Raw genomic sequence first — 26,644 nt, 5'->3', positions numbered from 1 at the left:
TTAGTTCTTCATGTTGGCGTAATCTCCTAGAGAAATGATTTGCGAAGTTTAGCGGGTTTTCTGACTAAAAAGCAAGCAGCATTATTTATCAAAACTTTGAACGATTTCGAGATCTTATCTACACAAATTTTGCCCAAGCCATACTATGCTTACAGTAAAGCTAATCCACATAAGGGCGTGGTAATGAAATACAAACATATCCTTGTTGCACTCGAACTGTCCGATGAGAGCACTGTTCTGATCGACAGAGCCGTAGCGATGGCTAACTATCTCGACTCCGATATTTCATTCATCCATATTGATGGAACTCACGGGGAAATTTATCGTGAGCTCGTAGACATTAAAGAGAACCCAGACCAAAGGCCGCTGAATGAGCACTCTATGGAATGTTTGAGAACATTCAGTGAGTACATGGATTATCCACTCAAACACTTCTTCGTGGGTACTGGTGATTTAGCCGATAAGCTCGAAATTACCATCAAAGAGCAAGAAGTGGACTTGCTGATTTGTGGCCATCATCAAGATTTCTGGAGCAAAATCATTTCCTACTCAAGACATCTTATCAACAAGTCACCAGTCGATATTTTAGTCGTTCCTATTCATGATTAATTAGAATTTGACGCTTGCCAAAACCACCAACTTATTTGGTGGTTTTTTATTGATATTGAAACAGCTTAAGCACTTTTCCAAGCTAGCTTGACGGCCATTTATGAGTTACATTTTCTAACCAACCTGCGCTCCTACCGGGCATGGTTATTTAGATAGCAAGGATCCTTATGGCGAATAAAAAAGTATTAATTCTCTTTGCTCATCCTTCCCAGCATCGTTCAGAAGTGAATACTCCACTTTTCAAAGAAGCTCAAAAAATTGAAGGCGTGACATGTGTTGATCTCTATGGTGAATACCCTCGTTTCGATATCAATATCGACCGTGAACAACAACGCTTGCGTGAGCATGATGTAGTGGTTTTTCAATTCCCACTATATTGGTATTCAACCCCAGCAATTTTAAAAGAGTGGCAAGATCTGGTTTTGGAGTATGGCTTTGCTTACGGCACTGAAGGAACCGAACTACAAGGTAAAACCATGCTGTGCGTGCTTTCGGCCGGCGGCAAGGAAGAAGCCTATAAAGCCGAAGGCTACAACCATTTTACGATTCGGGAACTGCTCGCTCCTATCGAGCAAATGTCAGCGCTCACGGGTATGCACTACATTGCGCCTCTTGCTTTGTTCGGCGCACGTACAGCCGAAGAAGAAGGACGAATTCCCCGTCATGTCGAACGGTACAAAAGCCTGCTAACAGCATTAGTCGAAGATAGACTGGATGTTGAAGCAGCTGCGTCATTAATCAAACTCAACAGCGCACTTCCGAAGCTCATCAAGGAGGCTTCATGACAGGGATATTCTTACAAGCCTTCGTGTATTTGATTGCCGCTGTGATTGCGGTACCACTTGCCAAGCGTTTAGGGCTCGGTTCCGTTTTAGGTTACCTCATCGCTGGTGTGGTAATTGGTCCAATTATCGGTTTAGTCGGTGAGGAAACAACGACAATTCAGCACTTTGCCGAATTTGGCGTGGTGATGATGCTATTCCTAGTGGGGTTAGAGCTAGAGCCTAAAATGCTCTGGTCAATGCGAAATCGTTTAATGGGCTTAGGCGGTCTTCAAGTTGGCGGTACCATCGCGGCGATTATGGGTATTGCCCTGTACTTTGAGCAGCCTTGGACTATTGCCTTAGCCATCGGTTTGATTTTCGCCCTTTCTTCTACCGCGATTGTTTTGCAAACTTTTAGCGAAAAAGGGTTAACGAAGACAGAAGGCGGACAAAACGCGTTCTCTGTTTTGCTTTTCCAAGATATCGCTGTTATCCCGATGTTGGCCTTTATTCCATTGCTGGCCCTGCCGGAGTTAGTCGAACAAGCACAAAATGCTGTTCAAACGGCCGCGCAGCATCATGACGATTTAAACCTCGTGGCCGATTTACCGGGCTGGGCGTACGGAATAGTCATCACAGCATCGATAGCGATTGTTGTCGTTGGTGGTCACTTTTTAAGTCGACCTCTGCTGAGCTATGTTGCTAGCTCTGGGCTGCGTGAGATTTTTACCGCCACCGCATTGATGCTGGTGATCGGCATCGCAGCACTGATGAGTTTGGTTGGCTTATCTCCTGCGTTAGGAACTTTCTTGGCTGGCGTTGTATTGGCGAACAGCGAATTTCGCCACGAGTTAGAGTCCAATATCGAACCATTTAAAGGGTTGTTGCTGGGTCTGTTCTTCATCACCGTCGGAGCTGGGATCAATTTCTCAGTTCTATTTGGTGACTTCTGGTTGATCATGGCACTGACCATTGGCGTGATGGTATTGAAAGCCTTGGTGCTATTTATTCTCGCGCTGATATTTAGAGTGAAAGGCAGCAACCGCTGGCTGTTTACCTTAAGCTTGGCTCAAGCGGGTGAATTTGGTTTTGTGTTGCTAAGCTTCTCTGTGCAAAACCACGTCATTCCGTTTGAACTCTCGCAAACGCTTGCGCTGGTTGTTGCTATCTCAATGTTCTTAACACCAGGTTTGTTCATTCTATTTGACAAATTAATACTGCCGCGTTTTGAAACTCAATCAAACGAAAGGGAAAGCGATACGATTGAAGAAAAAGGCACAGTAATCATCGCTGGTATCGGCCGTTTTGGTCAGATTGTTAACCGCTTGCTTGTTTCTAATGGTGTAACAACAGTGGTGCTCGATCACCAAGCCAACCAAGTTGATAACATGCGCCAGATTGGCACTCGTGCTTATTTTGGCGATGCGACTCGACCAGATATGCTGCACACTGCAGGCATCGAGCATGCGGCTGCGTTGGTCGTCGCAATTGATAACCAAGAATCGAGTGTGGAACTGGTGAAGTACGTCAAACACACGTACCCCAAAGTAACGGTGATCGCACGCGCCTTTGACCGTGGTCACGGCTATCTTTTGCGTCAAGCTGGGGCTGATATTATTGAATCGGAAACCTACCATTCCGCATTGGAGATGGGTGGTCACACGATGAAAGCACTCGGTATTCATCCCTTCTTTGTTGAGCAGCAAAAAGCGACATACAAGCGTGTTGAAGCACGCAAGTCCGAGATACTCTACAAAGCTTGGGAAGATGATTCTGGAGGCGAACGTTATGACAACAATTTCCGACAACTGTTTATTCAGTTAGAGGAAAAAATGGCGGAAGAGATGCAAAAAGATCGCCATGACAAACTCTCGCGCTCAGAACGTGGTTGGACGCCACCGCCGAAAGGTTACGCCGATGACTTCAATGAAGATAACGTTCAAGAACTAACACCGCCGAGAGAAGAACCGCTCTGACGGTAACTTGCTCAATATTAAAAACCTCCCGTTTGGGAGGTTTTTCTTTTTCAGTACCGAGTCACATGCCGTGCAGGATAAAATGATCTTCTCACGAGATTACATAAGATCATTCATTAAAATCTCATACTCTTCGTTTGCTTCTTCCACTAAGTGAGAAAGCTCTAACGCATCAGTAACTGCAAGATTGAACTGCCACGGAGTTGTGTCTTCTTTACCACAGATTCGAGTTTCACACCCACGGCTCTCAAAAGACAAATCATCAAACTCTGTGGTATGGCGCTCTTGAAGTTCTACAATCTCAACTTCTAATTTACCGACAGGGTTAACTTTAACGTGAGCATGTAAATCTGAACTGTTAGACAAACAATAATCTCTATGAACCGCAATCATGGCCGCCTCCTTGGTCTGCCAACTGACAACTCACCCATGAGTGTAGACGAGGGAGTTTGAACGTGGGGTGAAATAATAATGAAGATTGATCTGTCTCATTGGAGTAGACAATTATTGTTGTGCTGGTATGAGCCGGTATGAATCTCATCTGATTTAAATCGTTCCTAGATCACAAGAGTTGGCATTTACCGAGACTTTCCCTATTATCGAAACAAATTTACTGTAGTCATTCTTTAGAGGTCAGTATGGAGCTTGAAGCCGTCGCTAAAGCACTAAAAGAGTTAGGTCATCCTACTCGTTTAAGTATTTACAAAGAAGTTGTCAAAGCGGGATACAAAGGTATCGCGGTAGGCGGCGTACAAGAAAAGCTTGGCATTCCTGCATCCACTCTCTCTCATCATATTTCTAGTCTAGCCTCAGCCGGGCTTCTCACCCAACGTCGTGAGGGGCGAACCCTTTTTTGCGTTGCAGAGTACCAATGTTTAGATGATGTGATCGGCTTTTTAAAGGCTGAATGTTGCGTTAATGAGTGCTCATAACCTCATAGCAGAGGCGAAAGACTTCGGTTTTACATTAGACTTTACCCGTTCTTGAATGACCGCCGACAAACATAAACACCGAGCTCGCTAAGCTCGGTGTTTTATTTTTTAGTTTTCGACGAGCAACATTGAGGCTTTAGGTGGCACAATTAACTTACCGTCAGATGGAACGTCCTGATCCGTCATCAAATCCACCCAGTCGCCATCCATTTTCAATGCCAAAGACTGCTGACGCTGCGATTTATTAAGCACGACAATGCCTTTGCTCCCTCGCTTAAATACCAGCATATCATCGTTACCTTCAAGAACACTCATCGACTCGCCATGCGTCATATTATGGAACTGGATCATTTTCGCCATTCGCGGATCGTTCCATGCGCCTTGCCATCTTGGTTTGCCATTTTTATCTGTAATACCGCTCGTGTTTAAGTCGGTATAAACCAATGGCACACCACCATCGCGGCCTAGAATGTAGGCATAAGCTAACCATTCGTTTTCCTCATCCATGATCAGATCAAGAAAAACGTCATTGTTAGGAATGTCATGCGTGACAACAAATGTAATGGCGCGACCAGGCGAAAGGGCCTGACCGAAACAGTATGGGTCAATCAACGACTTGAAACTGCCCTTTTTAGCAAACGCCTTAAAAATGGTCGAGAACAACGGGAAATCGTAAGCGCCTAAGCGAGTTTCCTGTAAATACGGCTCAAGAAACAACTGATACTCTTCTTCCGTCGCACCGCCATCGGTAATAATTTCGCCAAATATATGCACATCGCGCGTGATGTCGTCTGTCCAAACACGTTTAAGGTGCTCTAGCGTCATGTGTTTCGCGGCATCAATACGAAAACCTTTCACACCAATGGCTTTCAGTGCTTTTAGGTAAGCGCGTTGCTGCTCAACGACATGGTCACAAACACGGAGGGTTGGCAAGCCAGGATCGGTTGGTCCACCTGTGATGCGTCCATTTTGTACCTGCCATTTATCTTTCCAGTCTTTAATACCGAACGCTTCAACAAAGTCCTCTTCATCAAAAAGCGGTTGAGATAAGTCGCCAAATAACGTTAGCGACTGATATTTCTGTTTGTTTTGTTGGTATTCCTCCAGGACCTCTTGCCTTGGGTATTGGAGGTCTCGGCGAAAGTGGGCCTCATTTGCCATATGGTTAAACACCACGTCAGCGTAAACCCACACGCCAACTTGCTCCAGTTCACGAACCATACGGATAAAGTCTTTGGTATCACCCAACGCATTGTCGATGACACGGTAATCTTGAGGTTGATAGCGCTGCCACCAGCGATCATCGTGGGCGCTTTTCATTGGTGGCGAAACCAACACGGAGCCGTAACCTAGCTCGTGGATTTCTTTTGCTCGTTGGGCAATGTCAGCATACTTCCAATCAAACGCATGTAAGATAACATTCGCACCGAATGATTGTATTTCCTGTGAGCCACTCATGTTGTTCTCCTACTCGTTTTCACTCACGATTACTTGTTTGCATTTTTTTGTGAGTGAATTCAATAGTCGAAATTATAAGAGCTATTCATCAGACGCCCTCACCCTTTTCGCCCTAACTCAAGGCTGAAAATGAAGGCGTAGTGACTCCTCCATTGCCCAAGTAGAAACGGTTCTGGACGTAAACGAGTAGATGACATTCAAGCACACCGCACATAAAACAAACTAAATCATTGTTTTGTATTGCAAAAAATTGCATTCAAAATATATAAAAGAAAATGCCCGGGTACGCCCTAAAGGAGGCCAAAGACTAAAAACAGCCAAACCACTCTATTGAGTAACTAATTTTTAATAAAGTGAAACTGGCAGGTGGATCACGTTTGGCGCGTATTCAAAACAGCCCCCTTCTGCGTATCCCACCTTAAAACATGGAAGATTACCGTTTGTATCTATCCCGAAATGACTTCAAAATGCGGAACTTAGCTTATGCCTATTGGTATGAATTACCTTGGAGGGTAATCATGAATATCAAAGAGTTTTCTAGCCTCGTCGGCTTGTCTGCTCATACACTTCGATACTATGAAAAAATTGGCTTACTTAAACATGTCCATAGAAACGCGAGTGGGCATCGAGTGTATAGTGCGAAAGATCTAAGCTGGATTAGCTTCGTAAAGCGATTAAAAGAAACTGCAATGCCGCTTGAAGAGATTCTGGAATATGCAAAATTAAGGGAAGTCGGCTCAGAGTCTGTACGACAACGCCAAGCCTTGCTAGAGCAACACCAAGAAAACCTCAAGCTCCACATTGAACAGCAGCAAAAGCACTTAACGGCTCTAGAAGAAAAAATTGCCTTGTATAAAAGCGGAAAAGTTCGTTGACTTAGAGTTAACTCTAAGGATTAAGGTATGTTTGCATTTATTCACTAGGAACATATCAATGGAACAATCACGCTTTAACAAAGGATTAGAACTACTCTCTCACATTGATGGCGACGCTGGTCATAACGTCATCGAAAGCTTACAAGATATTTGCCCAGATTTAGCTCAGTACACCATTGAGTATCCGTTTGGCGATATTTATGCTCGTCCAGGCTTAGACCTAAAATCGAGAGAAATCGCAACCGTCGCCGCGCTAACGGCAATGGGGAATTGTTCGCCACAACTGAAAGTACATCTCAATGCAGCACTGAATGTAGGCTGCAGCGAGGCTGAAATTAAAGAAGTCATCTTACAGATGTCCGTCTACGCAGGGTTTCCAGCGGCATTAAACGGCATGTTTGCCTTCAAAGAAGTGCTGGCGGAAAGAGCAGAGTAATCACGACGTTGAAATCAATTTAAAGGCAATTAAAAACGGCCCTTGGGGATCGGGCCGTGATTTAAACAACGAGTGAATTAGCGCTCAGGGGTTTCAAGCAGTTTAACCGCGCAATCTACCGCGTTGTTAATGCCTTGACTACTCTCCAACTTGCCTGAACTTGCAGGACCAAGGGCACAAGAATACAAAGCCAGCTGCTTATCGAACGGCAGATCCAACTGTTCATATAGATTTTGTCGGATTCTTGCATGTTGTTCTGGTTCTTGGTTAGCAAGGCTAATCAACGTTTCATAAATAAGCGTTTTCATGTCTTTCCCTTTTCACTTTATTGCACGGGGTGCATATATATTGTATCCGTTTGGAAAGCACAAATCAGAAGCTAGGTCACAGAACGCGTCGCTAAAAAAGTTTATGTGCACGGTAAATTGTAATACAAACCTAAAGCCGTTTAGAAAAAGAGCAAAGGATAACTCGATAAATCAGCCGATTAACTAGCATTCGCCGCTGTTTGATCACAATAGCGTCCGATACAAACAAAAACGCCGCTCTATGAGCGACGTTTTTATCTCAATTTCAGCTAATCGAGCATGTTTTAGTTGAAGTGCACTAACATTTCAACGTCATCACCTTGTTCTGGTGCTTGAAGAGAGAAGTGCACATAGCCCGCTTCAGTAACAGGAATCGCAAGGTATTCGTTGCTACCTGCATAGTTGGAGACGTACTCGTGTTGCTCAACCGTAGGCCAATGCTCTCTGCTGGCATATAGATCGACATTACCAGTTTGAGAGTGGGCCGTTAGCCACACACGAACCTCTTCAACACCTTCAGGTACATACACTGCCGCATAACGCTGCTTGTGAACGGTCAGCATTTTTGCTTCACCAGACTCTAATACCACTGGTGCCAAATCGTCTTGCACTTGTGTTGGCGGTGTTTGCGCTTCAACGTCTAAAGCAGCCACAAGATTCACTGAGTCATAGTTATCACGGCCGGTTAAACTGATGTAGTAACGACCTGCTTTCACGTAACCATCCTGCTCTGGCTCAAATACAATCTCTTCATTGCTGCCATCGCCATACTGGCTCATTTCAAAGTCGTAGTAATGCGCAACTTTGTTGTAGCTCATGTAAAGATCCGCATCCCCCGCACCTTCAATAGATACATTAAAGCGAACGGTGTTGGCTGGTACGTCAACGTAGAACAGTTTTTCACTGTATGCTTCGCCACTGAGTTGAAGGCTTTGGTTCGCCGTCAATTCGGTCACTTGTGCTTCAGGTTCTGTTGGTTCTATTGGCTCTTCTGGGTCAGTAACTGGTTGCTCTGGCTCCACTTCTAACGTATCCAACCAGCGTTCAAACTCTGCGTCATATTGTTGACCTAATGTCGTCACCTGTTGCGCCCACTGTTCAAACTGACCAGTGCGCGACAACGCCAACAAGCTTTCTACGTCTTGCGGATGATTTTCTAACATGAATCGAACGGCCAAGTAACCCCAACGATAGATACGATTAGTATCGTGAGAATATGTGGTATCAAACACAGTTGAAAGGCTCAATTTACCGCCTGCAATCAGTTCGATCGCAGCTTGGTAGCCTTGTTTGTAATGCATGTATTCAGCAAAACCTTCCAGCCACCACACGATATGACCGTGGGCTAAGTTATCACTGAATGAGCCGTACTGGTTAAATCGCGCGTCCAAATAGTGCGTGTACTCATGCTCTAGATTCAAAATCGATAAATCTTCGCCATTCGCATAGCGATAAGCCACGAAACGGGCGGTATTGTCCGCTTTTGATGGATTCCCTTCAAGGTACTGACCACCGTTGTCCGTTGTATTACCAAACAGGAACGAAGAATAATCAACGTAGCTGTCGTTACTAGCAAACACCGCCACCTCAACACGGTCATTTAAGTCATCAGCGACAGGTTGATTGCCCGTATTCGCCACTTGATGGAAGTCGGCTTCTTTCGCAGCCAGTACTTCACACGCTTTCGCAGCTTGAGCATCGGTCAGATCTTCAGAGCGAATGATGGCAGGTCCCTGACACTCAAAACGATTTGGCATCACGCGCGCTGCTAGATCTTGCTTCGCTTGATCTAGGTCCAGACCGTTTAAACCTTCAGGTGCGTAGTAGCTCATCATCTCTACGGCAGCAAGCCACAGTTTGTCATGCTCACTACCCAGTGGGTAACGCTGCATCACTTGTTGCATCACAGCCAAGGCTTTGCGTTTGGTCTCCTGATCTGGGCTCGCAAGCAAACGACCAGTTTCACGTAATGCATTGAAAACAATAAAGCTCGCATCCGTATCCAATGCCCAAGCGTTATCAGATGCGAATCTCGCTAATGTATCAATATGGTGAGTATTGTTTGCCATGTAGCGGTAGAACTCATCGTTTGCTACATGACCTGCCATAGAACGGAACAGGTTGTTTAAACCATCGACCCATTGCGTGTCCTGCGCGGTTTCACGGTTAAAGTGCATCAACGCGGCCATCATGCTATCCATGGTCAGCGGCAACTGCTTCACGTTATCAACCATCAAAGTCAAGCTCTTCATTGCGCCAACTTGTTCACGGCCTTGATCCAAAGCATGAGGGTTGTTAAGGAATAGGTTCGTCGACTGAGCAAAACGCTGACTCAACGCTTCTGAAAACTCAGGTGTACCTGTGCCAGCATTGTAACGAACGTAGTATGCAGCACGAATAAACTCGCCCAGATTTTCTAGAACACGAGCTTGCTCTGCTTCTCCACGATAGCGGGCAATTTCTTGATCCAACGCGACTTGGATACGGCTTAAGCTCGCTTCGCTGTAAATATCGTTCAGCGTTGCGGAAGGAGCTGAAAACCAAGCGTGGTAGCAATCATACTCAGCACCAGAAACGGCAGCAGCCAAGTCTCTCGATTGTTGTAAATCAGCAACAGCGCACTGGTTTTGTGCAAAAGAGAAGCTAGACACACTCGCTAGCATACAAGCAAGCGCCAAACGATGGCGCGGGAAAAAACGGATATGAGACATAACAACACTCATTGATTATTAACATACATTGAGTGGGGGTTTATATTCTTTACAGCTCAAACAGTGAAATCAGTATCATAAAATTTATGAAATCGCTCCCAAAAATAGGCTTTTTACTCTAAATTTATGGGATCAATCCCAACCCAAGATTTCTCACAATTATCAATAAAAACATTAATTTACCTTTTTCTAAATAACGACTTTATGAGGAAAATTGCCCTTAAACTCCACCCTTAACTCTTCCAGATAGAGTTCACGACAATCAAAGGTTCTAAATTAAATTTTGATGCTTGATACCATCTATTTTTATTTGTGACTCATTCCCAATAAGTCATCGAGTGCATATCAAAAGGTTGGCATTAATGGTAAATTCTCCGCCAAATCAAACACATTTACTCCTCGAATCATTGATGAGTAAATAAGCAGATATTTGGCTAGGGATAATACATGTCACTTTGGGGATTTTTGGGAGCGGCGCTTGCCTACTTCATGACAACGTTTGCCTTTGTTTTTGGCGGCATTTTTTGGTTATGTGCTGAAGGTAATACATTAAGAGAAACAAAGCGCCAGTCATCAATAATGTCCGGGATTATTGCTTGTACTATTGGAACTTGGGTGCTTGCTTTTGGTGTTTACGTTTACGGTTACTTTTGGGATAACTCTTCTCACTATTATTTTTATTTGCTCGCTCCATGGGGACTTGCGATTTTTGGGGTAAAACTTCGTAACCGCTGGGTTAAGCAATACGCTCGTGTAAAACACTCAAAAGAAGAACAGTGGCAAAAGCGCTGGCGAGAATTATTAGGGGAAGATACTGAAGATCTTCCACCATATCCACATGATTACGAGCTCTACTCGGGCATTTGGCAAGCCAATGACGCGCTCCGAGAACAGTGCTTTGCAGCGCTTCCTCACGGGAAAGCAGTCTACGAGAGAGTGAAAGCCTTCCAAACGATGGCCTCCCCCGCTGGTGACATAAACAATCAAGTTTTGCTGAGTAAACTCGATCAACTAGAGGATGAAATCATTCAAGTTCTTGAGCAACACTCGCAAAAGAAAGTAAGCATTGAAACTGGCTCAGGTACTTTACGCAAAGAGTCAAAACGCAATGTTTATCACCATGAGAATGGCCCAACAGAAGAGCAACTGTACGACTCAATCAACCTCCAACATGATTTGGATCGAGAGCTACGCAACATTATCTATGATCGGCTCGGTTACGATGGTGAAGATGAGTACTTTTTCCTCCAAGCGCCACTCGAAGAGCTTACCGAGAATGAAATCGCAATCAACTGGATGCTCTGGGGTTTAGTAAGCGACCATTTTGCTGTTGACCCATACCAAACGGCGTTGGATCTCAGCCTAATGAATGCGGAACCAAGATGGGGCCAAAATGAACGGTTTGTAATGATTACGGCTCAATAAACGCAAGTACTAAGTCTAACTTTAATACAACCTATTCTGAGACCACCCTCGCGTTGGTTAACTTAGCCAATAAGCCGCCAACGCGATCACGCATTTCACGTCTGTCCACAATCATATCTAATGCACCATGTGCCAATAAAAACTCACTTCTTTGAAACTCGTCTGGTAGCTTTTCACGTACCGTTTGTTCAATAACACGCCTTCCCGCAAAGCCGATGCTTGCTTTAGGCTCACCAATATTGATGTCTCCCAACATGGCTAAACTCGCCGAGACACCACCATAAGTTTGGTCCGTCAATACTGAGATATAGGGTAATCTGTGCTCAGATAAGTGGTTTAACGCTGCGCTGGTTTTTGACATTTGCATTAGTGCTACCAAAGACTCTTGCATGCGCGCCCCTCCGCAAGCAGAAAAACACACTAGCCCAGATTTTGTATTAATCGCAGTTTCAACGGCGCGGACAAATTTCTCGCCAACCACCGCCCCCATCGAGCCAGCCATGAAAGAGAATTCAAACGCACAGGCTACAACAGGCAAGCCTAGTAACTTCCCCTGCATCACAACCAAGGCATCTTTTTCTCCAGTTGTTTTCTGCGCGATGGCAATTCGCTCTTTATATCGTTTTAAGTCTTTAAAACCCAAAATATCCTGCGGTTCCAACTCACTTGCCAACTCTTGCTGTGTTCCATGATCCAGGAAAGTGTTCAACCTTTGACGTGCAGCCATTCTCATGTGATGAGAGCACCTAGGACATACTTCCAAATTCTCTTTTAATGCCGCGCGATAAAGTATTTGTTCACATTCAGGGCATTTTGTCCAAACGCCCTCAGGAATAGACGCTTTGCGCGAACCTAGTATATTTTTATTCTCAAATAACCTTTCTAGCCAACTCATGAGTACCTCATTATTTATCACCTCGTAGCAGGACATCTGCATCGTTTGCCCGCTCTGACTGTTAAATAAAATTGTATGCAACTCAGTCTGAGGATAAAGTGCAATATGCTGGCTTGATAATCCAACAAAGTGGGACAATAGAATGTTTGATAACGTCGACCAAATCTGGTTAAAAAGTTTTCACTGTGTGTATGAAAACAACAGCTTTAAGCGAGCCGCTGAGTGTTTGAATATACCAACATCGAATGTCAGCCGACATATTGCCCTGCTTGAAGAAAAGTTAAACATCAGGTTGTTCAATAGAACGACAAGGCGAATGACGCCTACCGAGGCTGGAGAAGAGCTCTATAGCAGCACTCGTCCACTATTAGAACAACTCAACAACGCGCTAGAAACCGTGACTCGCCACTCGCACACTGTAACAGGAGAGCTACGTATTCTTATGCCAGACACACCTGTACTGGCCAAAGCGGTTGTCACCTTTTGCACGCAATACCCGTCAATCTCTTTGTCTTGCGATACAACGCTAAACCCTAAAGATGAGGTTATTGATAGCTTTGATGTCATTTTAAGTTTTCATAGAGGGACTTTGTCTGACAGCAATTGGGTAGCAAGGGAAATAAAACGCTGGCCCAGTGCTATTTTGGCTGCGCCTCAACTGCTTAATAAGTGCGGCCGCCCTTACAAAATTACGGATTTAAATCATGTTCCCTGTATTACGACACTTACTGCTGTAAATGGCGCTCCCTGGGTGTTTAAAAACCCCGACGGAGGTCATATTACGCAAACAGTACAATCATCGTTCAAAGTAAACAGTGGTCATCTCGCTAAATCTGGCGCGTTATCAGGGCTTGGATACGCAATACTTCCAATAGAGTCATGCAAAGACGAGATCGAGAGCGGCAAGCTTGAAGTCATCCCTCTAGAATACGAACCTGAAGATTTAGTGCTTTATGCGTTTTACTCTTCTAGAAAGCACTTAGCCAAGAAAATCTCTATGTTTGTTGAGCACTTAAAACAACTCGCGAAACTTAACGCCTAGTTAATCACTAATCATTTATCCCAATAACTATAAAAACTGGCATAGTAGAGCAATTCGACATGAGATTTTCTCAAATAAAAAAGCCAGCAATCGAGATTTACTGGCTTTTGCAAAAGGATTTCCGTTGGCGTTTAAATTCTAAACGCTCCTACGTGACGATCGAGAGTTCTCGATAATTCCGCAAGTTGTTGACTTGATTCTTCCAATTGCTCACTCGCCGTTAGCGCGTTTTTCACGGAGTGACTGACGGTATCCATATTCATGTTAATTTCATTTGCTACCGTCGATTGCTGTTCTGTTGCCGTTGCCACCTGAGTATTGATATCCAAAATGGTGGTCACTTGATCTGCAATTGCCTCTAGTGCTTGTCGAGCGAGCTCCGTTTCTGCAGTGCCTTCTTCAATTAGGGTTCTACTATTACTCATTGAATTAACCGCACTTTGGGCTTCGGTTTGCAACTGATGGATCATGTTGTCAATTTCATCAGTGGACTGAGCCGTTTTAGTTGCAAGATTACGAACCTCGTCTGCCACTACGGCGAAACCTCGTCCGGCATCACCGGCGCGCGCTGCTTCAATAGCGGCATTTAATGCTAGTAGGTTCGTTTGCTCAGAGATCCCTCTAATGACTTCGAGAATACTACCAATCGACTGAGTGTTGTCCGCAAGGCTTACGATAATATTGGAAGTACTGTTCATCTCGTTTTCAAGATTCGTCATCGCCGTCTTGGTTCTTTCTAGCGTCTTATAGCCATCTTGAGTCTCATTACTTGCCGTGCTCGCAGCACTTGCTGCACCAGCAGCATTTGACGCAATTTCGTTGACGGTCGCGATCATTTCGTTCATAGACGTGACAACCAGCATGGTTTGCTCATTCTGCTCCTGCCCTCTTGCAAGCGCTTGTTGAGATTGTCCACGCAGCGCGACAGCGGAACCATTCAGATCCACACCAGTATTTACAACTTGTGTAATGATTTCATGTACCTTGCCAACAAACACGTTGAACGCCGAAGAAATTTGTGCGACTTCATCATTACCTTTTGCTGGTAAACGAACCGTTAAGTCTCCGTCACCTTTCGAGATGTCTTGCAACGCCTCCTTAAGCGCAGAGAGCGGTCGCATCAGCTTGTTGAGTAGCAGCGATAGAGCCAAAACACACAGAACGAAGATCACCACCATGGAAATCAGTTGGGAAGTAATAATTCCATTCGTCGCTTGGCTTACTTCTGTAATAGGAATACCAATATCAAACGTACCGTACAACTGACCATTCACGTAGATCGGCGCCATGATATCAAACACCCACACTTTCTGGACATCGGCATACCACTTTGAATACTGTTGTACACCCTTGGTTGCACCTTCAACGGTGTAGTTATCATTGTAGGTTTTATTTAGCTTTTGCTTATCACTGTGAGCAACCGCCGTCACATTGCGATCAATTACGACTGCATAGCTTACGTCTGAACGTTGTTTCAAACCCTCAACAAGCGATTGTAAGTCTTGCATTGGGTTGGCTGAGTTCTCCAAAATATAACTTGCATTTCCTGCTAAAAACTCAGCTTGAACTTGGGATTTGTTTAAGATGATGTCATCGATTTTCTGACTCGAAATTAGGTACGTTGATGCCATACTTGCCACGACAGCAATGCCAAACATGGCGCAAACGGCTAATAAGATGATTCTTTTCATTTTAATTGTCTCGGTACAATTCAATGTGATGCTCACGACAGAGCGTTAAGCCTTTCGCCTCTTATAACCAACACAAACTGTATTTTTAGCCTGTCTGGCAAAGCTAGACGTAACTTTGTAGCCACTGTATCTGCCTGATTACCGATAACTTTAGAATGAAGGAAGAAAAGTCTTCAAAACGTCACATTTCTACGAGGTTTGACTGAAAAACAAGAGAGTAATCGATAACTTCAAGTAAGCGGCCACACTAGCATCGAGAGTTAAAAAAAGAGTTCTAGTTAGAGCCTTGAAAATATAAATAAGCGAGCGCTTCGACCTATATTCTTACAATTCTCCTTTGCTCAATTAAGTTAATTCTATTCCAAACTCTTTAATAACGATGGTCACAATGAAGAAACAAACGATTGAAATAATGGCGCAAATTCCCAAAGAGAACCAAAACGAATATCGGCTCAGTAAGAAAGGAAAAACTAGAAACATCGGCAATGTAGGCAGTACATACCAAAAAGTATAAAACGCGTGGTTCGCGAGCTTTTCCTGACCTTGCCCTTCAATATACATCCAAATTAAAGCTAAAATAGTGACCGTCGGGAGCGCGGCAATCAGCGCTCCCGCTTTATCACTTCTCTTGGCAACTTCAGATATCAGCACCACTATTCCTGCGGTTAACGCGTACTTAGTAATCATCCACAACATGAAAGAGCTACCTTTAATAAACAAAAAGCGACGTAATAATTACAACAGAGCTTAGCTCATTAACGTCGTAAACCCGTGCATGCCCATATATACACCAACGGCGCTAATCAAGATCCCCGATAGATAAGGTGCACGACGAGCCACATCGTTCAAACCACTCCACTTCGATGTTGCTTTTTGAACGCCCACTGCCGCGACAACACCAACTGCAACTAAAGTTAACGCTAGACCAATACTGAACGACACCACCAAGGTTGCACCAAGTGTCATGGCCTTAAGTTGCAAACAAATGAGTAAAACAGTGACCGCCGCCGGGCATGGTATTAACCCACCCGTCAGACCAAACAGAAGTATTTGTCCATTGGTAACATCTCGATCGCCAAAGCGCTTTTGAATATCTAGAGCGTGAGCACGCTCATGAGCATCTTGGTACTCTTTATTCTCACTTTCCGAATGGGAATCCGCATGAAAATGCACCTCGAAATCGTGGGTGTGATCATGGTGCCCGACCATCAACGTGACGAAAAAATCATCAGAGGCTTCAATACAGGAGGCAGATTCCAAATAGCCATCGCGCTCAATAAAGTGATAAATATCAGAAGGCTGTCTGATTGCGTTGAGTAGCACTAGTTTAACGTTTTCAGCCGTTAAAGGCTTACCGTTAAGTGTGCGTAACTGAAAACGGCAGTGATGCCCTTCTTCTACGATAGAAAGCGATAGATGCCCATGACCAGTATCGACAACTTGCGTTCTCCAGTCTCGAGCTTGCTTATGAGCTTTGTGCCAAGCTCGCTCATGACTCCACGTTCTCCAGAACATCCATAAACCCGTCGAAACGATAATCACCCCAGAGATAAGCTGCATCCATGGCTCCGCAGCTTCTGCAGTAAATCTTTGACTTATATACATCCCACCCGCAGCAATTATCCATACGATCGCCGTATGGGAAAGCGTTGCAGCCAACCCCAACATCACCGCCTGCTTCACTGTTCCTTTTACGGCCACAATAAACGCGGCCATCATCGTTTTTGAATGTCCTGGCTCTAATCCATGTAACGCTCCTAATAAAATTGCGCTGGGTATAAAAAACCATCCATTACCTTGTTGTAATAATGCGACAAAATCCATTGTTATTCTCAATATGCTCTTCTAAAGTTGCCCCAAACTATACTCCCCCCTAGTATTCAATACTACCCCCCAGTATAAGATAAATGCTACATTATCAGTTAGAATCTCGCAGTCAGTAACTTAAAGAAGATAAGTCATGTCCCATACAACCAGAGATCAAAAGAAGCTCAATACCCGTGTCAGCAAAATACAGGGTCAGGTGAATGGTCTTAAAAAAATGCTGGAAGAAGAACATGAGTGCCAAGATGTGTTGCAACAAATCGCTGCAATTCGAGGGGCTGTAAATGGCTTAATGAAAGAAGTAATTAAAGGCCATCTGATCGAACACGTCGTATTGGAGGAAGAATTAGAAAAACGTGAAGCTGATATGGAAGTTGTACTGAAAGTGTTGGACTCCTATATCAAATAACACGATTTCATGAATTTTTTGAAGTGCCATTATCGAATTTCATTAAAATAGATAACGCACGTCCTAAGGCGATAATTTGCAAATGCCTCGCTCGATATCCAACACATAAACATTTATTTTTTATAAGACTCGAGTCGCAACGAACATATTGCCTGCATAGTAAACTCCATGCATTTAAACTGTACATGGAGGTTACTATGCCTGGTGCTTTCGCACATATCACAGCGGTAAATGAAGCTTCTGCTAATAATGCATTGATGAAGTTAAACATACCTCAAGAAGCAAAAAAGGCTTTAGCTCAAAATAAACGGTATTTAGAGCTCGGTTGTGTAAGCCCCGACTATCCTTACCTTGCTCTAATGAATTCTGCGCAAAATAAGTGGGCAGATAAAATGCATTACAACCACGTTGGTAAGCTAATTGATGCTCTTATTCAACAGGTAAAAGCCGAAGATAACGAACACTTTGAAAAAGCCTTCTCATGGTTATGTGGCTTTGTAGCACATGTAGCAACCGATATTACTCTTCATCCTGTTGTTGAATTAAAAGTGGGCCCTTACGCAGAAAACGCCCAGCACCACAGAATTTGCGAAATGCACCAAGATGCTTATATTTGGCCATCCAGGATGCAACTCGGAAGTATTGGCCTTGCAGATAGAGTCAGAGAAAACATCGGCAGTTGTGTGGACCAGAGTAACAACAACCTAATAGATCCAGTTATTCGTACTATTTGGTCTAGTGCCCTTTCAGCTACTTACCCTGAATATGCTAAAGAATGCGAACCTGACGTAAACGCCTGGCACGAAGGATTTCAATCCGTTGTGGATAATGCTGAGGAGTCGCATCGCTTATTTCCCTGGGCGAGGCATGTGGCTTCCAAACTAGGGTTAACTTACCCGCTTCCAAACGAAGTTGACTCTACTTATATTCAGGATTTAGAAACGCCAGATGGTATTAAGCACTACGATGAAATTTTTGATAAGGCGATTAAGACAATCCAAATATTTTGGGAAAAGCTGGCAGCTTCCATTTATGAAAACCAAGATACTGGCTTTTTTGAAAATTGGAATTTAGACACTGGTCGAAATGAAAACGGACAGCTTAGTGCTTGGAGAAATCTATGAAGCTAATCATCGTTATCACCCTTCTTCTCTCATTGACTTCTTGCGCTAACAAATCTCAATATTCTGAAGAAGTCATGTTTGATATGGCCTCGATTTTAAAAGATGTAGCCCAAGCTGTTGACGGTGAGCTCAAGTTTGGAGACACAGCAGGACTAACAGAAAAAGAAATCTTCGAAAATGCGATGTCAGCTAATCCAGCTCAAATCACCAAACTCTCACAGTTAGCTATCGATGGAAACATTTCTAATTATCGAATTCTTTCAGAGTTTCAAGGTAATAATGCAGTTATGTTGATATGTGACGGAGATATAGCATTAATGGAAGATGCAGGTTGCAACTCAGAATTTGATAAGATCTATTGGGACTCTCCAAAACCTTACTCATGCCAAATCAAACTTGATGCGGCAGCTCTTTGTACTGATTAACAGTAGGGAAAATAGAGGAAATTTATGAGTAATACATGGCTTTAACTTATGCCTGTCATGTATTACTCACAATATGCAGAAACAGGTAATATTTAAAAAGCTCAAGCTTACCTGTAAGAAATCACTACGTTCTGTAAAGCACTTTTACAACATGCCAGCCGAACTTGGTTTTAACTAAATGTGGCGTCAGAACCTCGCCAGAAAAGCACACTTTGTCGAACTGAGGTACCATTTGACCACGGCGGAACTCACCAAGATCACCACCGCGCTTGCCTGACGGGCAAGTGGAATACTTCTTCGCTAGTGTCTGAAACTTTGCGCCTTTTTTCAGTTGCTTGATAATGTCTTCTGCTTGCTCTTTGTGCTTCACAAGAATATGTAATGCGGCTGCTGTATTTGCCATTGATCTATCTCTCACTATTCTGGTCGCGCAAGTGTACCCAATCCCTTTTAACACGCCAAACATTTCTTGTTTATACCTAGGCGGCTTCAAGGCTCAAATACATGGGACTATAAAACTTTCGGCATAACAAGATTAAAATACAACCAAGTTTTGCTCAGTTAATCACTATTCTTTAAGAGATTGTCTAAAAAGCTCACATTTGTCTCTCCGATGGTTGAAGCCTTCGTCTGATAAGATTAGATTAGACACAATTCGGTGGTATTTATAAGGTTATTTCATGGCAAAAGTCGTTAGTAAAGCGAATCAATCTCAGGGCATGTTGATGTTCAAACTCACCCTGCAACAGAGTTTCGCGATAGGCACGCTAAAAGTCCGTGAAATCGTTCCGTATATGCCAACCACGAAGATCCCTTACTCGCATCATCACGTCATTGGCACCGTTACAATACGTAACTTAACAGTGCCTGTGATCGACATGTCAGCGGCTGTCGGCTTTCGTCCTATCAGTGAAGAAGAATACAAAAATTGCTACTTGATCGTGACAGACTGTTTGCGAACCGTGGTCGCCTTTATGGTTCGTAGTATTGAGAAGATCATTGAATGCGATTGGAAAGCCATTGAAACTCCACCAGCGAGCGCTGGGAAAAATATTTTCGTAACAGGTATTACTCGCTACGAAGACAAAACGGTTCAGATGCTGGATGTAGAACTGCTGCTTTCCAAAATTTATCCGCAATACGAAAACTCAAAGATCCCGATGCTGACAGATGTTGAACGTGAGCGCCTAAAAGCATTAAGCATTCTTTTGGTGGATGACTCTTCCATCGCTCGTAAACAGCTGTGTGATGCTCTTGATAGTATCAATATCGGATACCAAATTTGTAAAAATGGTTTAGACGCATTAGAGCTGATGAAAAGCGAGGCTGAGGCTCATCGACCAATCGATATTTTGGTCAGTGATATTGAGATGCCAGGGCTTGACGGCTACGAGTTAGCATTCGAAGTACAAAATGACTCCGCTCTTAATCACTCATACCGCATTTTGCATACGTCGTTATCGAGCGAAATCTGTGTAGACAGAGCTCACCAAGTTGGCGCACACGAGGCGCTTGAGAAGTTCAATGCTGGTGAGCTGATTGAAGCCATGCTGCGCGGTGCAAAAGAACTAGAAGCCAAAGCTATGGCTTCTTAACTCTAAACTAAACAGCCAAGAAGCAAATTGTCGAATATGGTGTTTTGCGGCCATTTTTTCGCGCAGAAACTTTGATGCTCGCAGCTGCTAGTTTCTCAGGTCACTTCTTTGGCATCGAGTAACTACGAGATACAAACTCTGTCTCTTCGACTTGATTGATGTGATTAATATAAGAAGCCAAGCTATAAAGTACATTCGCCAATAAGTTCGCGTAACGAAATAGAATGGGGGCAGGTTGCTTCTTACCTGCATGTTCGATCGCAACTAATGCTCGTACCGTTTTTTTAGCTTGGCAGCGGCACAAATGCAATTGACTGGATGCAGGGTACCCTCCGGGTAGAACGAAACCTTTGAATCCACCATCAATGCGTTGCTTAAGCGAATCATAATCTGCCTTTAGCTCCTCAACTTCCGCTTCTGTAATCGCCAGCTTTCCGCGAACCGAACCATTTAGGTGATAAACATTAGGCTGCATTCTTGTCAGTATATCGCGGCTAAACTCGTCCAGATCCATCGCGAGAACTAAACCAATACGACTACAAAGTTCATCTGCCGTGATTTCAAAGTCACAAACTGGACTGTCCTCGTAAATAAAGGGATAGCAAATCTCGCTCAATTCCTTGCTCACAGGCTTCATGCTTTTGTTCCAATATAAAAAGGGAGCCAGTATAACCTAACTCCCCTTATGCGTTCATTATTCCGAATATTCGATATTTACATGACCGGTTTACAATCAAGCACTTTCGATTTTCTTGTGACCTTCTTGAAGGTGAACAAAGTCCACTAAATCGTCGCCAGAGACTTGATACGCTTGACCAAAGCCTTTAACAAACAGTCCCGATTCTGGCTTTAAGTTAAACAACACGAAATCCTCTAGTTGGCTGAGACCATCAATAATCTCACCAAAACGCTCTTTCATTTGTCCAACAACTTGGTGCCACATCTCCGTGTCACGCTCAACCACATTTGCCACAGCATCAAAAGTTAAGCGCTTACGAGCAAACAACTGCTTTGAAGATTCTTCATCTTCGATCATCATCAAAGAAACGTTAGGATTTTCTAGAAGGTTACGAGCATGACGAGCGATTTTAGAAATGAGTACGAAGTAGCCTTCCTGATTTTGGACATAAGGCGCGTAACTTACATTAGGGCGACCTTCCGCATCGACAGTTGCAAGCTGAAGCGTACGACGCTCCTGACGAAACTCTTTGATCTCTGGCCCTAAACGACCTTGCAAACGCTCTTGTTTAACTTGTTGATCCATATTGATACCTGACTTTACTAATTAGTATTCGAGTTGAGCCTCGATTATGTTTGTGATTACTTTTTCAATTCGGCTTGTAAGGCGCGGAATGCGGTGACTTGATCTTCAAGTAGCTCGCGCTTTTCGTTACGGCCTAAATAAACTTTGAAAACATTGCTTCCGCACTCAGAGAAAAAGCCAAAATAGTGACTCTCTCTACCCATAAACGGTTTGCTGACCAACGCAACATTTTTAACATTATCTAGTTTCAAGTGACCGTGTAGCTCACCTTCTCTGCCCATTAAATTGTAATAGCCACGCGCCACTTTTCCTTTTGGGAATGGCGCTTTGACTTCAAAAATAGAGCCAAAAGAGTGAACAATAGTCGTCACCGGGCCGAAACCAACCAAACCTTCTAGAATGCTTTGTGCTTGCGCTCCTGGAGCGATGGCCACCATTTCCTGCGGCAAAGCCGCAACAACCTCAAATTCAGAAATACCGAGACGTTCTGCCATCGCTGCTGGCAATAATTGCGGTTCTTGCTCTAGTAATGCTTCAACTTGTTGTTTGATTGATTCCATATGTTTTCCGTCTTTGTTCAATTTTTTCATTAATTATTGGATACTTTCGGTACGGTTTCGTTCATCTCTGACGTAAGTACCTGAATACAACCTTGAGCCAATGAAACAGCCCAGAAACTACCAGCAAGAGTAAGAACTAGGCTGCGTTCATGCAGTTCTACTAAACCTTTTTGCTGCCACACTTTAAATAGAGGCATTAAAAATCCGAACGTGTCCTCCCCCATAAACGATGGCAGTTGGTTTGCCTGAACGATACCGCGATCAAACCCGGATTTGAGTGCAGAAAATAGTGGCTCTAGAGGGCTTTGCTTCATCATCATAGCGATGGTGCTTTGCCCTTCTTTGATGGCTTTAATATAGGTCGCCAATGTGCGATGTTGCATCATTCCGTAACCACCGATATTACCTCCAGCGCCACAGCCAATTGGCAGTACCTCTGCATATGTCTTGGCTAAACTGTTGTATAAACTACGTTCACGGTTATCGATTGCCCAATGATTCACACTCAGTTGCTTCATATGGTGTTTGGCCATAAAGTTCACACCGAGCTCATACATGCCTGCTTTTTCTGGCGTGGTAGCTGGTGGGGGGATTTTTCCTTTTTCTACAAGGTTAAGCATGGGGGCTGAACCACCGACTACCAACTGATATAAGTCCAACCCGTGTGCGCCAGTCGAGAGAAAATCATTTAAATCTTGCTCTAACACTTCTTTGGTTTGATAAGGCAAGCCGTAGAGTAAATCGATAATGACAGGAATTTTGTCTTCGTTGGCAATCTCGCTAACTCGCTTTAGCACATCTTCTCTATCATCTAATCGTTTCGCGCTGCGACGCACTTGTGTATTAAAACTTTGTACACCAAAAGAGAAACGATTAAATCCACCGTCGAGAGCGCCTTGGTATAGCTCATCAGAAAAACGGTTGATGCGACCTTCTAAGGTTATTTCACAATCCGCAGCCAAAGGAAAGTGATCATGAACCGCCTGACCTAACACGCGAACCTGTGCTGGAGACAGATCCGTTGGCGTTCCACCACCGATATACACAGCATGGAAAATACCGTTTTGTGTCCAAGGCAATGCAGCTTTCTCCTTGAGCTCCTGCATCAGTGCGTCAAAGTACTCATCAACCAGTGCGCGGCTCGCAGCATTTTGAAAGAAGTTACAAAAGGTGCAACGTACGCGACAAAATGGAACGTGAATATAAAGACAACGTTTATTGGTCGCTTTAACCGAGTTAGCGGTAACGCTTGAAAAAATCGCCTGTTGCTGAGGTGGAGGTACAGGCACGCTCGCTCCGCCAGCGTGTGCCGAATGTTTCTTAACAAAGGCAAATCGCAATGGGTCAGGGCTATTGCTTCCCAACACTGATTCGTCAAATTTATCGATATCGACGCTCATATATACTCGCTTAGCTCCCACCATATAAGGGGTAGAGGCTGGTCTTTAAAAATCTGCAAGAATCATAATTTGAGCGTAATGATAATGCAATTGATAATTGATCTTATTTCGGTTGTGAGTAATAATCTGCTCAAGTTTTCATAGTTTCCCGAGATATTCCGTGAACGTACAAAGATATGTCATTGCAGGAGGTGCTTCCCTTGCCATCCATGCCGCACTTCTTTTTGTTTCTCAAGAAACGAAAGTGTTCGCGATGCCTGCTGGAAATCCAGCAATTTCGGTAAGTTTAAACCTTGTATCGGCACCACCACCTACCGTCGAAACATCCACGCCAGAAAATGTGGCGCCACCAAAAGAACCGCAGCCTCAGGAGCAGCCTGAGCCGGAAAAGAAGATCGTAAAGAAACAGGTCGTTAAGAAAGACGCTGTTAAGAAAAAGGTAGTGAAGAAAAAAACAGAGCCGATTAAACAATCTAAGCCTAAGACGGTGGAACCAGCCAAACCCGTAACAAAACAAGAGAATCAGCCCGAAGCCAAACCGCAGAAAAAAACGGAACCGGCGAAGAAAGAGATGGTCGCTCAGCAAACCGCGCCAGCGAGCCAATCCAAAGGGGCAACGTCTCAACCTATTTTGGTCGACAAACCAACGTTTGTTAATCAACCAACTCAGCCTCGCTACCCAAGATCTGCACAAAGACGCGGTATCGAAGGCGTAGCCTTATATGAAATATGGCTCGATGAAAATGGCAATCAAATTAAACAGGTTTTGATTGAGTCTTCCGGCACAGAATCACTGGACGCCTCAGCGCTTCGTGCCATCAAACAGTGGCAATTTACACCACATATTTCGGGCGGGCTAAAAGTAGCTCACCGAGTACAAGTACCTGTTCGTTTTAAGTTGGATGGATAATGGAACAACTACAAGAATTACAAACTCAACTTGGCCTAATGACATGGCCTTTGATCATTTGCTCAGCCCTCACCGTCATGATCATTACCGAGCGGTTATTCCACGTTTTGATTAGCCTTGGCGTCGGGAAACGAGCCATTCGCCAAAAGCTCATTGGGTTAGACCCAACGAATGGAAACGATCTTGAGACGCTTGCAGAAGAATTGTCGCATAAGCGACCGCTCCTTTATCGTGGCGTTGCCATGTTGCTTGCCCATCACTCTTTCTCAAAGTCTCTAAGAGAAGATGCCGCAGGCATTTGGCTGCAAGAAAAACGTCATCAGCTGCATTCTGGCCTTCGCTTACTGACGTTGATTGGCGTCATCAGCCCTTTGATTGGTTTGCTTGGTACAGTACTTGGCTTAATTGAGATGTTCAAAGGCATCGCTGTCTCAACGGGGAATATCACCCCGAATGATTTGGCAGACGGTCTAGGTTTGGCCATGCGAACTACTGCAGCAGGCCTTATTATCGCCCTTCCTGCGATTTCAGGAGCACAAATCATTGGTTTGTGGGCGGATCGTGTGATCGCTAAACTCGAACACACATTAAACTATGTCAATTTATGGCTTGAAGGTATCTCTCTGCAACACGTGTCGCCAGACAATTCAACATTAGCAGTGCGCTCTTCTGCGAAGGTCGAGGCAGAAGCACAATGATTAAAACGCCACAAGACAACACTCGTAACGACTTAACTCCTGATTTAACACCGCTGTTGGACATCATTTTTATCGTAATGGTTTTCCTGATGTTAACTGCAGCGGTCAAACTCGATTCATTAGATGTCAATTTACCGAGTACAGAATCTCAGGCCGTTGCAAATGTCGATAAGCAATCCATCACGGTAAATATTCTCAAAGACGAGCCTTACTGGGCCATTAACGGCAAGACATACATTGATTGGGACAACTTTACCCTCGCGCTGCTAGAAGAGAGTAAATCAAGCGATAAACCGATTGTGATTGGAGCAGAAAAAACCGCGAACATTCAGTCGCTAGTTCAACTTCTCGGCTTTTTACAAGAAAACGGAATTCAGGCAACTCAGTTACTCACTGAAGAGCCATCATAAAAATAAGTAAGATAGAGATCCTTTCAAAATGAAGAACACACGTGCCACCATTCATGCTGTTGTTACGGCAGCCATTTCCCTACTTGCGAGTAGCCAACTTTTTGCCAATGAAACACCGTCATCAGAGCGTGTTGTTAGTGCAGGCAGTGCCGTCACTGAACTGTTGCTTGAACTCGACGCCAAAGATAGCTTGGTTGCTATCGACGTAACCAGTCAGTTACCAAAAGGCATGGAACTGCCTAAAGTAGGCTACCATCGCCGCCTTTCAGCAGAAGGGTTGCTCGCCTTACGTCCGACAAAAGTCATTGGCTCTGATGAGATGGGACCGAAAACAGCATTGAACCAATTAAAAGCGGCGGGGGTAGATGTAGAAATCGTCAATACCGATGCCAACGTTGAGGGCCTTTACCAACGTATCGATCAAATTGCGAACCTTATGAATCGCCAGGCTAAAGCGGAAGATTTAAAGCAAGATGTGAAAGCGCAAGTTCAAGCACTCAATGCAAATCAACCTGCTCAAGCTCAGAAAAAGAAAGTACTGTTTCTACTCATCCATGAAGGTCGACCTGCGAACGTTGCAGGATCAGAAACCACACCCGATGCAATTATCCAGCTAGCAGGCGGACTAAACCCAGCTGCTGACCAGCTGTCTTCTTACAAGCCTTTATCCACAGAAGCCATGGTAGAGATGCAGCCTGACGTTATTCTCGTTAGCGGTCGCAGCTATGAAACGCTGGGCGGTGCCGATGCGATTTTAAAAGCAATGCCACTTCTCGCCGCCACACCTGCGGGAATGAATAAAAATATCATCACGATTGACGGTCACGCCCTTGTTGGTGGTTTGGGTCTTAAAAGCCTTGCAGAAGCCGAGCGTTTGAATGCGCTGCTTTACCCATAGAGACA

Annotated in this window: 29 protein-coding genes; 16 read left to right on the top strand and 13 right to left on the bottom strand. The window is 44.2% G+C overall.

The features are described 5' to 3' along the window. The first annotated feature begins 183 nt into the window (after positions 1 to 183). From J8Z23_RS23425 to J8Z23_RS23415, 3 genes are all read left to right on the top strand, one after another. Positions 184 to 609: a universal stress protein gene (locus tag J8Z23_RS23425; RefSeq protein WP_005392539.1), complete on the top strand. Its 426-nt coding sequence runs from the start codon at positions 184 to 186 to the stop codon at positions 607 to 609. Positions 610 to 776: 167 nt separating this feature from the next. Then, positions 777 to 1,394 carry an NAD(P)H-dependent oxidoreductase gene (locus J8Z23_RS23420; RefSeq protein ID WP_005392538.1) on the top strand — a complete coding sequence of 206 codons (618 nt, stop codon included), beginning with the start codon at positions 777 to 779 and terminating at the stop codon, positions 1,392 to 1,394. Next, positions 1,391 to 3,349, top strand: a complete 1,959-nt coding sequence (locus tag J8Z23_RS23415) for a monovalent cation:proton antiporter-2 (CPA2) family protein (RefSeq protein ID WP_301659269.1) — start codon at positions 1,391 to 1,393, stop codon at positions 3,347 to 3,349. Before J8Z23_RS23420 ends, J8Z23_RS23415 begins: the two co-directional genes overlap by 4 nt. 99 nt (positions 3,350 to 3,448) lie before the next feature. Here J8Z23_RS23415 and J8Z23_RS23410 read toward each other — a convergent pair whose 3' ends face one another. Beyond that, positions 3,449 to 3,742, bottom strand: coding sequence for a hypothetical protein (locus J8Z23_RS23410; RefSeq protein ID WP_005392536.1), 294 nt, complete (start codon positions 3,740 to 3,742; stop codon positions 3,449 to 3,451). 245 nt (positions 3,743 to 3,987) lie between these two features. On the opposite strand from J8Z23_RS23410, the gene J8Z23_RS23405 reads away from it, so the two are divergent. Next, positions 3,988 to 4,281, top strand: coding sequence for an ArsR/SmtB family transcription factor (locus tag J8Z23_RS23405; RefSeq protein ID WP_005375388.1), 294 nt, complete (start codon positions 3,988 to 3,990; stop codon positions 4,279 to 4,281). Positions 4,282 to 4,389: 108 nt separating this feature from the next. On the opposite strand, the gene J8Z23_RS23400 is transcribed toward J8Z23_RS23405, so the two are convergent. Continuing rightward, complete coding sequence (locus J8Z23_RS23400) at positions 4,390 to 5,739, bottom strand: alpha-amylase family protein (protein WP_301659270.1); 1,350 nt, start codon at positions 5,737 to 5,739, stop codon at positions 4,390 to 4,392. A 518-nt stretch (positions 5,740 to 6,257) separates the two neighbouring features. Here J8Z23_RS23400 and J8Z23_RS23395 point away from each other — a divergent pair. Together J8Z23_RS23395 and J8Z23_RS23390 are read left to right on the top strand one after the other, a co-directional pair. Then, complete coding sequence (locus J8Z23_RS23395) at positions 6,258 to 6,614, top strand: MerR family transcriptional regulator (RefSeq protein ID WP_005392533.1); 357 nt, start codon at positions 6,258 to 6,260, stop codon at positions 6,612 to 6,614. A 58-nt stretch (positions 6,615 to 6,672) separates the two neighbouring features. Beyond that, positions 6,673 to 7,050 carry a carboxymuconolactone decarboxylase family protein gene (locus tag J8Z23_RS23390; protein WP_053809605.1) on the top strand — a complete coding sequence of 126 codons (378 nt, stop codon included), beginning with the start codon at positions 6,673 to 6,675 and terminating at the stop codon, positions 7,048 to 7,050. 77 nt (positions 7,051 to 7,127) lie between these two features. Here the strand turns inward: J8Z23_RS23390 and J8Z23_RS23385 are convergent, their stop codons facing one another. After that, on the bottom strand, positions 7,128 to 7,358 hold the full coding sequence (locus tag J8Z23_RS23385) for a PAS factor family protein (RefSeq protein WP_005375384.1): 231 nt from the start codon (positions 7,356 to 7,358) through the stop codon (positions 7,128 to 7,130). Between the two features lie 284 nt (positions 7,359 to 7,642). Further along, positions 7,643 to 10,069 carry a M9 family metallopeptidase gene (locus J8Z23_RS23380; protein ID WP_395187300.1) on the bottom strand — a complete coding sequence of 809 codons (2,427 nt, stop codon included), beginning with the start codon at positions 10,067 to 10,069 and terminating at the stop codon, positions 7,643 to 7,645. Between the two features lie 447 nt (positions 10,070 to 10,516). Here J8Z23_RS23380 and J8Z23_RS23375 point away from each other — a divergent pair, with 447 nt between their 5' ends. Continuing rightward, complete coding sequence (locus J8Z23_RS23375) at positions 10,517 to 11,494, top strand: hypothetical protein (RefSeq protein ID WP_395202943.1); 978 nt, start codon at positions 10,517 to 10,519, stop codon at positions 11,492 to 11,494. 31 nt (positions 11,495 to 11,525) lie between these two features. Here the strand turns inward: J8Z23_RS23375 and accD are convergent, their stop codons facing one another. Beyond that, a complete protein-coding gene (accD, locus tag J8Z23_RS23370; protein WP_395207065.1) occupies positions 11,526 to 12,389 on the bottom strand; it encodes an acetyl-CoA carboxylase, carboxyltransferase subunit beta in 864 nt (287 codons plus the stop codon). A gap of 142 nt (positions 12,390 to 12,531) precedes the next feature. Between accD and J8Z23_RS23365 the strand changes: the two genes are divergently transcribed. Continuing rightward, positions 12,532 to 13,431: a LysR family transcriptional regulator gene (locus J8Z23_RS23365; RefSeq protein WP_046873751.1), complete on the top strand. Its 900-nt coding sequence runs from the start codon at positions 12,532 to 12,534 to the stop codon at positions 13,429 to 13,431. A 131-nt stretch (positions 13,432 to 13,562) separates the two neighbouring features. On the opposite strand, the gene J8Z23_RS23360 is transcribed toward J8Z23_RS23365, so the two are convergent. The 3 genes from J8Z23_RS23360 to J8Z23_RS23350 form a co-directional block, all read right to left on the bottom strand. Next, positions 13,563 to 15,122 (bottom strand): methyl-accepting chemotaxis protein, encoded by a 1,560-nt coding sequence (locus J8Z23_RS23360; protein ID WP_047008423.1) that lies wholly within the window; start codon positions 15,120 to 15,122, stop codon positions 13,563 to 13,565. A 345-nt stretch (positions 15,123 to 15,467) separates the two neighbouring features. After that, positions 15,468 to 15,818, bottom strand: a complete 351-nt coding sequence (locus J8Z23_RS23355; RefSeq protein ID WP_005392525.1) for a DUF3147 family protein — start codon at positions 15,816 to 15,818, stop codon at positions 15,468 to 15,470. Between the two features lie 51 nt (positions 15,819 to 15,869). Next, complete coding sequence (locus J8Z23_RS23350) at positions 15,870 to 16,946, bottom strand: nickel/cobalt efflux protein RcnA (RefSeq protein ID WP_301659273.1); 1,077 nt, start codon at positions 16,944 to 16,946, stop codon at positions 15,870 to 15,872. Positions 16,947 to 17,082: 136 nt separating this feature from the next. Between J8Z23_RS23350 and rcnR the strand changes: the two genes are divergently transcribed. From rcnR to J8Z23_RS23335, 3 genes are all read left to right on the top strand, one after another. Beyond that, positions 17,083 to 17,355, top strand: a complete 273-nt coding sequence (gene rcnR / locus J8Z23_RS23345) for a Ni(II)/Co(II)-binding transcriptional repressor RcnR (protein WP_046873754.1) — start codon at positions 17,083 to 17,085, stop codon at positions 17,353 to 17,355. Positions 17,356 to 17,552: 197 nt separating this feature from the next. Next, the gene (locus tag J8Z23_RS23340; protein ID WP_301659274.1) at positions 17,553 to 18,479 is read left to right on the top strand and encodes a zinc dependent phospholipase C family protein; all 927 of its coding nucleotides are present in this window, start codon (positions 17,553 to 17,555) and stop codon (positions 18,477 to 18,479) included. Next, complete coding sequence (locus tag J8Z23_RS23335; RefSeq protein WP_434635478.1) at positions 18,476 to 18,904, top strand: hypothetical protein; 429 nt, start codon at positions 18,476 to 18,478, stop codon at positions 18,902 to 18,904. Before J8Z23_RS23340 ends, J8Z23_RS23335 begins: the two co-directional genes overlap by 4 nt. 124 nt (positions 18,905 to 19,028) lie before the next feature. Here J8Z23_RS23335 and ppiC read toward each other — a convergent pair whose 3' ends face one another. Then, complete coding sequence (ppiC, locus tag J8Z23_RS23330) at positions 19,029 to 19,370, bottom strand: peptidylprolyl isomerase PpiC (protein ID WP_074189873.1); 342 nt, start codon at positions 19,368 to 19,370, stop codon at positions 19,029 to 19,031. A 214-nt stretch (positions 19,371 to 19,584) separates the two neighbouring features. On the opposite strand from ppiC, the gene J8Z23_RS23325 reads away from it, so the two are divergent. Then, positions 19,585 to 20,499: a chemotaxis protein gene (locus J8Z23_RS23325; protein WP_005392519.1), complete on the top strand. Its 915-nt coding sequence runs from the start codon at positions 19,585 to 19,587 to the stop codon at positions 20,497 to 20,499. A 100-nt stretch (positions 20,500 to 20,599) separates the two neighbouring features. Here J8Z23_RS23325 and J8Z23_RS23320 read toward each other — a convergent pair whose 3' ends face one another. From J8Z23_RS23320 to hutW, 4 genes are all read right to left on the bottom strand, one after another. Next, positions 20,600 to 21,136 (bottom strand): ATP:cob(I)alamin adenosyltransferase, encoded by a 537-nt coding sequence (locus tag J8Z23_RS23320; protein ID WP_005392518.1) that lies wholly within the window; start codon positions 21,134 to 21,136, stop codon positions 20,600 to 20,602. 96 nt (positions 21,137 to 21,232) lie between these two features. After that, the gene (gene hutZ / locus J8Z23_RS23315) at positions 21,233 to 21,763 is read right to left on the bottom strand and encodes a heme utilization protein HutZ (protein WP_006742192.1); all 531 of its coding nucleotides are present in this window, start codon (positions 21,761 to 21,763) and stop codon (positions 21,233 to 21,235) included. Positions 21,764 to 21,819: 56 nt separating this feature from the next. Next, positions 21,820 to 22,323: a heme utilization cystosolic carrier protein HutX gene (hutX, locus tag J8Z23_RS23310; protein ID WP_005392516.1), complete on the bottom strand. Its 504-nt coding sequence runs from the start codon at positions 22,321 to 22,323 to the stop codon at positions 21,820 to 21,822. Positions 22,324 to 22,352: 29 nt separating this feature from the next. After that, the gene (hutW, locus tag J8Z23_RS23305; protein WP_301659276.1) at positions 22,353 to 23,723 is read right to left on the bottom strand and encodes a heme anaerobic degradation radical SAM methyltransferase ChuW/HutW; all 1,371 of its coding nucleotides are present in this window, start codon (positions 23,721 to 23,723) and stop codon (positions 22,353 to 22,355) included. 160 nt (positions 23,724 to 23,883) lie between these two features. On the opposite strand from hutW, the gene J8Z23_RS23300 reads away from it, so the two are divergent. The 4 genes from J8Z23_RS23300 to J8Z23_RS23285 are packed head-to-tail and all read left to right on the top strand — an operon-like array spanning position 23,884 to position 26,639. Continuing rightward, complete coding sequence (locus tag J8Z23_RS23300) at positions 23,884 to 24,633, top strand: TonB family protein (protein WP_434635477.1); 750 nt, start codon at positions 23,884 to 23,886, stop codon at positions 24,631 to 24,633. Continuing rightward, positions 24,633 to 25,331, top strand: a complete 699-nt coding sequence (locus J8Z23_RS23295) for a MotA/TolQ/ExbB proton channel family protein (RefSeq protein WP_005392513.1) — start codon at positions 24,633 to 24,635, stop codon at positions 25,329 to 25,331. Before J8Z23_RS23300 ends, J8Z23_RS23295 begins: the two co-directional genes overlap by 1 nt. Next, positions 25,328 to 25,741: an ExbD/TolR family protein gene (locus tag J8Z23_RS23290; protein ID WP_048625312.1), complete on the top strand. Its 414-nt coding sequence runs from the start codon at positions 25,328 to 25,330 to the stop codon at positions 25,739 to 25,741. Before J8Z23_RS23295 ends, J8Z23_RS23290 begins: the two co-directional genes overlap by 4 nt. A gap of 28 nt (positions 25,742 to 25,769) precedes the next feature. Beyond that, a complete protein-coding gene (locus tag J8Z23_RS23285) occupies positions 25,770 to 26,639 on the top strand; it encodes a heme/hemin ABC transporter substrate-binding protein (protein ID WP_164665815.1) in 870 nt (289 codons plus the stop codon). Positions 26,640 to 26,644 lie beyond the last annotated feature (5 nt).

The organism is Vibrio sp. SCSIO 43086 (genome assembly GCF_051132235.1).
GTDB classification, from domain to species: Bacteria; Pseudomonadota; Gammaproteobacteria; order Enterobacterales; family Vibrionaceae; genus Vibrio; species Vibrio diabolicus.
Note: the sequence above shows the minus strand (reverse complement) of the source record. Positions and strands in the feature narration are given on the sequence as shown.

Bases quoted from the DNA above. Each gene is read 5' to 3' on its own strand.
- J8Z23_RS23425 (WP_005392539.1), top strand. From the start codon at position 184: ATGAAATACAAACATATCCTTGTTGCACTCGAACTGTCCGATGAGAGC.
- J8Z23_RS23420 (WP_005392538.1), top strand. From the start codon at position 777: ATGGCGAATAAAAAAGTATTAATTCTCTTTGCTCATCCTTCCCAGCAT.
- J8Z23_RS23415 (WP_301659269.1), top strand. From the start codon at position 1,391: ATGACAGGGATATTCTTACAAGCCTTCGTGTATTTGATTGCCGCTGTG.
- J8Z23_RS23410 (WP_005392536.1), bottom strand. From the start codon at position 3,742: ATGATTGCGGTTCATAGAGATTATTGTTTGTCTAACAGTTCAGATTTA.
- J8Z23_RS23405 (WP_005375388.1), top strand. From the start codon at position 3,988: ATGGAGCTTGAAGCCGTCGCTAAAGCACTAAAAGAGTTAGGTCATCCT.
- J8Z23_RS23400 (WP_301659270.1), bottom strand. From the start codon at position 5,739: ATGAGTGGCTCACAGGAAATACAATCATTCGGTGCGAATGTTATCTTA.
- J8Z23_RS23395 (WP_005392533.1), top strand. From the start codon at position 6,258: ATGAATATCAAAGAGTTTTCTAGCCTCGTCGGCTTGTCTGCTCATACA.
- J8Z23_RS23390 (WP_053809605.1), top strand. From the start codon at position 6,673: ATGGAACAATCACGCTTTAACAAAGGATTAGAACTACTCTCTCACATT.
- J8Z23_RS23385 (WP_005375384.1), bottom strand. From the start codon at position 7,358: ATGAAAACGCTTATTTATGAAACGTTGATTAGCCTTGCTAACCAAGAA.
- J8Z23_RS23380 (WP_395187300.1), bottom strand. From the start codon at position 10,069: ATGTCTCATATCCGTTTTTTCCCGCGCCATCGTTTGGCGCTTGCTTGT.
- J8Z23_RS23375 (WP_395202943.1), top strand. From the start codon at position 10,517: ATGTCACTTTGGGGATTTTTGGGAGCGGCGCTTGCCTACTTCATGACA.
- accD (WP_395207065.1), bottom strand. From the start codon at position 12,389: ATGAGTTGGCTAGAAAGGTTATTTGAGAATAAAAATATACTAGGTTCG.
- J8Z23_RS23365 (WP_046873751.1), top strand. From the start codon at position 12,532: ATGTTTGATAACGTCGACCAAATCTGGTTAAAAAGTTTTCACTGTGTG.
- J8Z23_RS23360 (WP_047008423.1), bottom strand. From the start codon at position 15,122: ATGAAAAGAATCATCTTATTAGCCGTTTGCGCCATGTTTGGCATTGCT.
- J8Z23_RS23355 (WP_005392525.1), bottom strand. From the start codon at position 15,818: ATGTTGTGGATGATTACTAAGTACGCGTTAACCGCAGGAATAGTGGTG.
- J8Z23_RS23350 (WP_301659273.1), bottom strand. From the start codon at position 16,946: ATGGATTTTGTCGCATTATTACAACAAGGTAATGGATGGTTTTTTATA.
- rcnR (WP_046873754.1), top strand. From the start codon at position 17,083: ATGTCCCATACAACCAGAGATCAAAAGAAGCTCAATACCCGTGTCAGC.
- J8Z23_RS23340 (WP_301659274.1), top strand. From the start codon at position 17,553: ATGCCTGGTGCTTTCGCACATATCACAGCGGTAAATGAAGCTTCTGCT.
- J8Z23_RS23335 (WP_434635478.1), top strand. From the start codon at position 18,476: ATGAAGCTAATCATCGTTATCACCCTTCTTCTCTCATTGACTTCTTGC.
- ppiC (WP_074189873.1), bottom strand. From the start codon at position 19,370: ATGTTTGGCGTGTTAAAAGGGATTGGGTACACTTGCGCGACCAGAATA.
- J8Z23_RS23325 (WP_005392519.1), top strand. From the start codon at position 19,585: ATGGCAAAAGTCGTTAGTAAAGCGAATCAATCTCAGGGCATGTTGATG.
- J8Z23_RS23320 (WP_005392518.1), bottom strand. From the start codon at position 21,136: ATGAAGCCTGTGAGCAAGGAATTGAGCGAGATTTGCTATCCCTTTATT.
- hutZ (WP_006742192.1), bottom strand. From the start codon at position 21,763: ATGGATCAACAAGTTAAACAAGAGCGTTTGCAAGGTCGTTTAGGGCCA.
- hutX (WP_005392516.1), bottom strand. From the start codon at position 22,323: ATGGAATCAATCAAACAACAAGTTGAAGCATTACTAGAGCAAGAACCG.
- hutW (WP_301659276.1), bottom strand. From the start codon at position 23,723: ATGAGCGTCGATATCGATAAATTTGACGAATCAGTGTTGGGAAGCAAT.
- J8Z23_RS23295 (WP_005392513.1), top strand. From the start codon at position 24,633: ATGGAACAACTACAAGAATTACAAACTCAACTTGGCCTAATGACATGG.
- J8Z23_RS23290 (WP_048625312.1), top strand. From the start codon at position 25,328: ATGATTAAAACGCCACAAGACAACACTCGTAACGACTTAACTCCTGAT.
- J8Z23_RS23285 (WP_164665815.1), top strand. From the start codon at position 25,770: ATGAAGAACACACGTGCCACCATTCATGCTGTTGTTACGGCAGCCATT.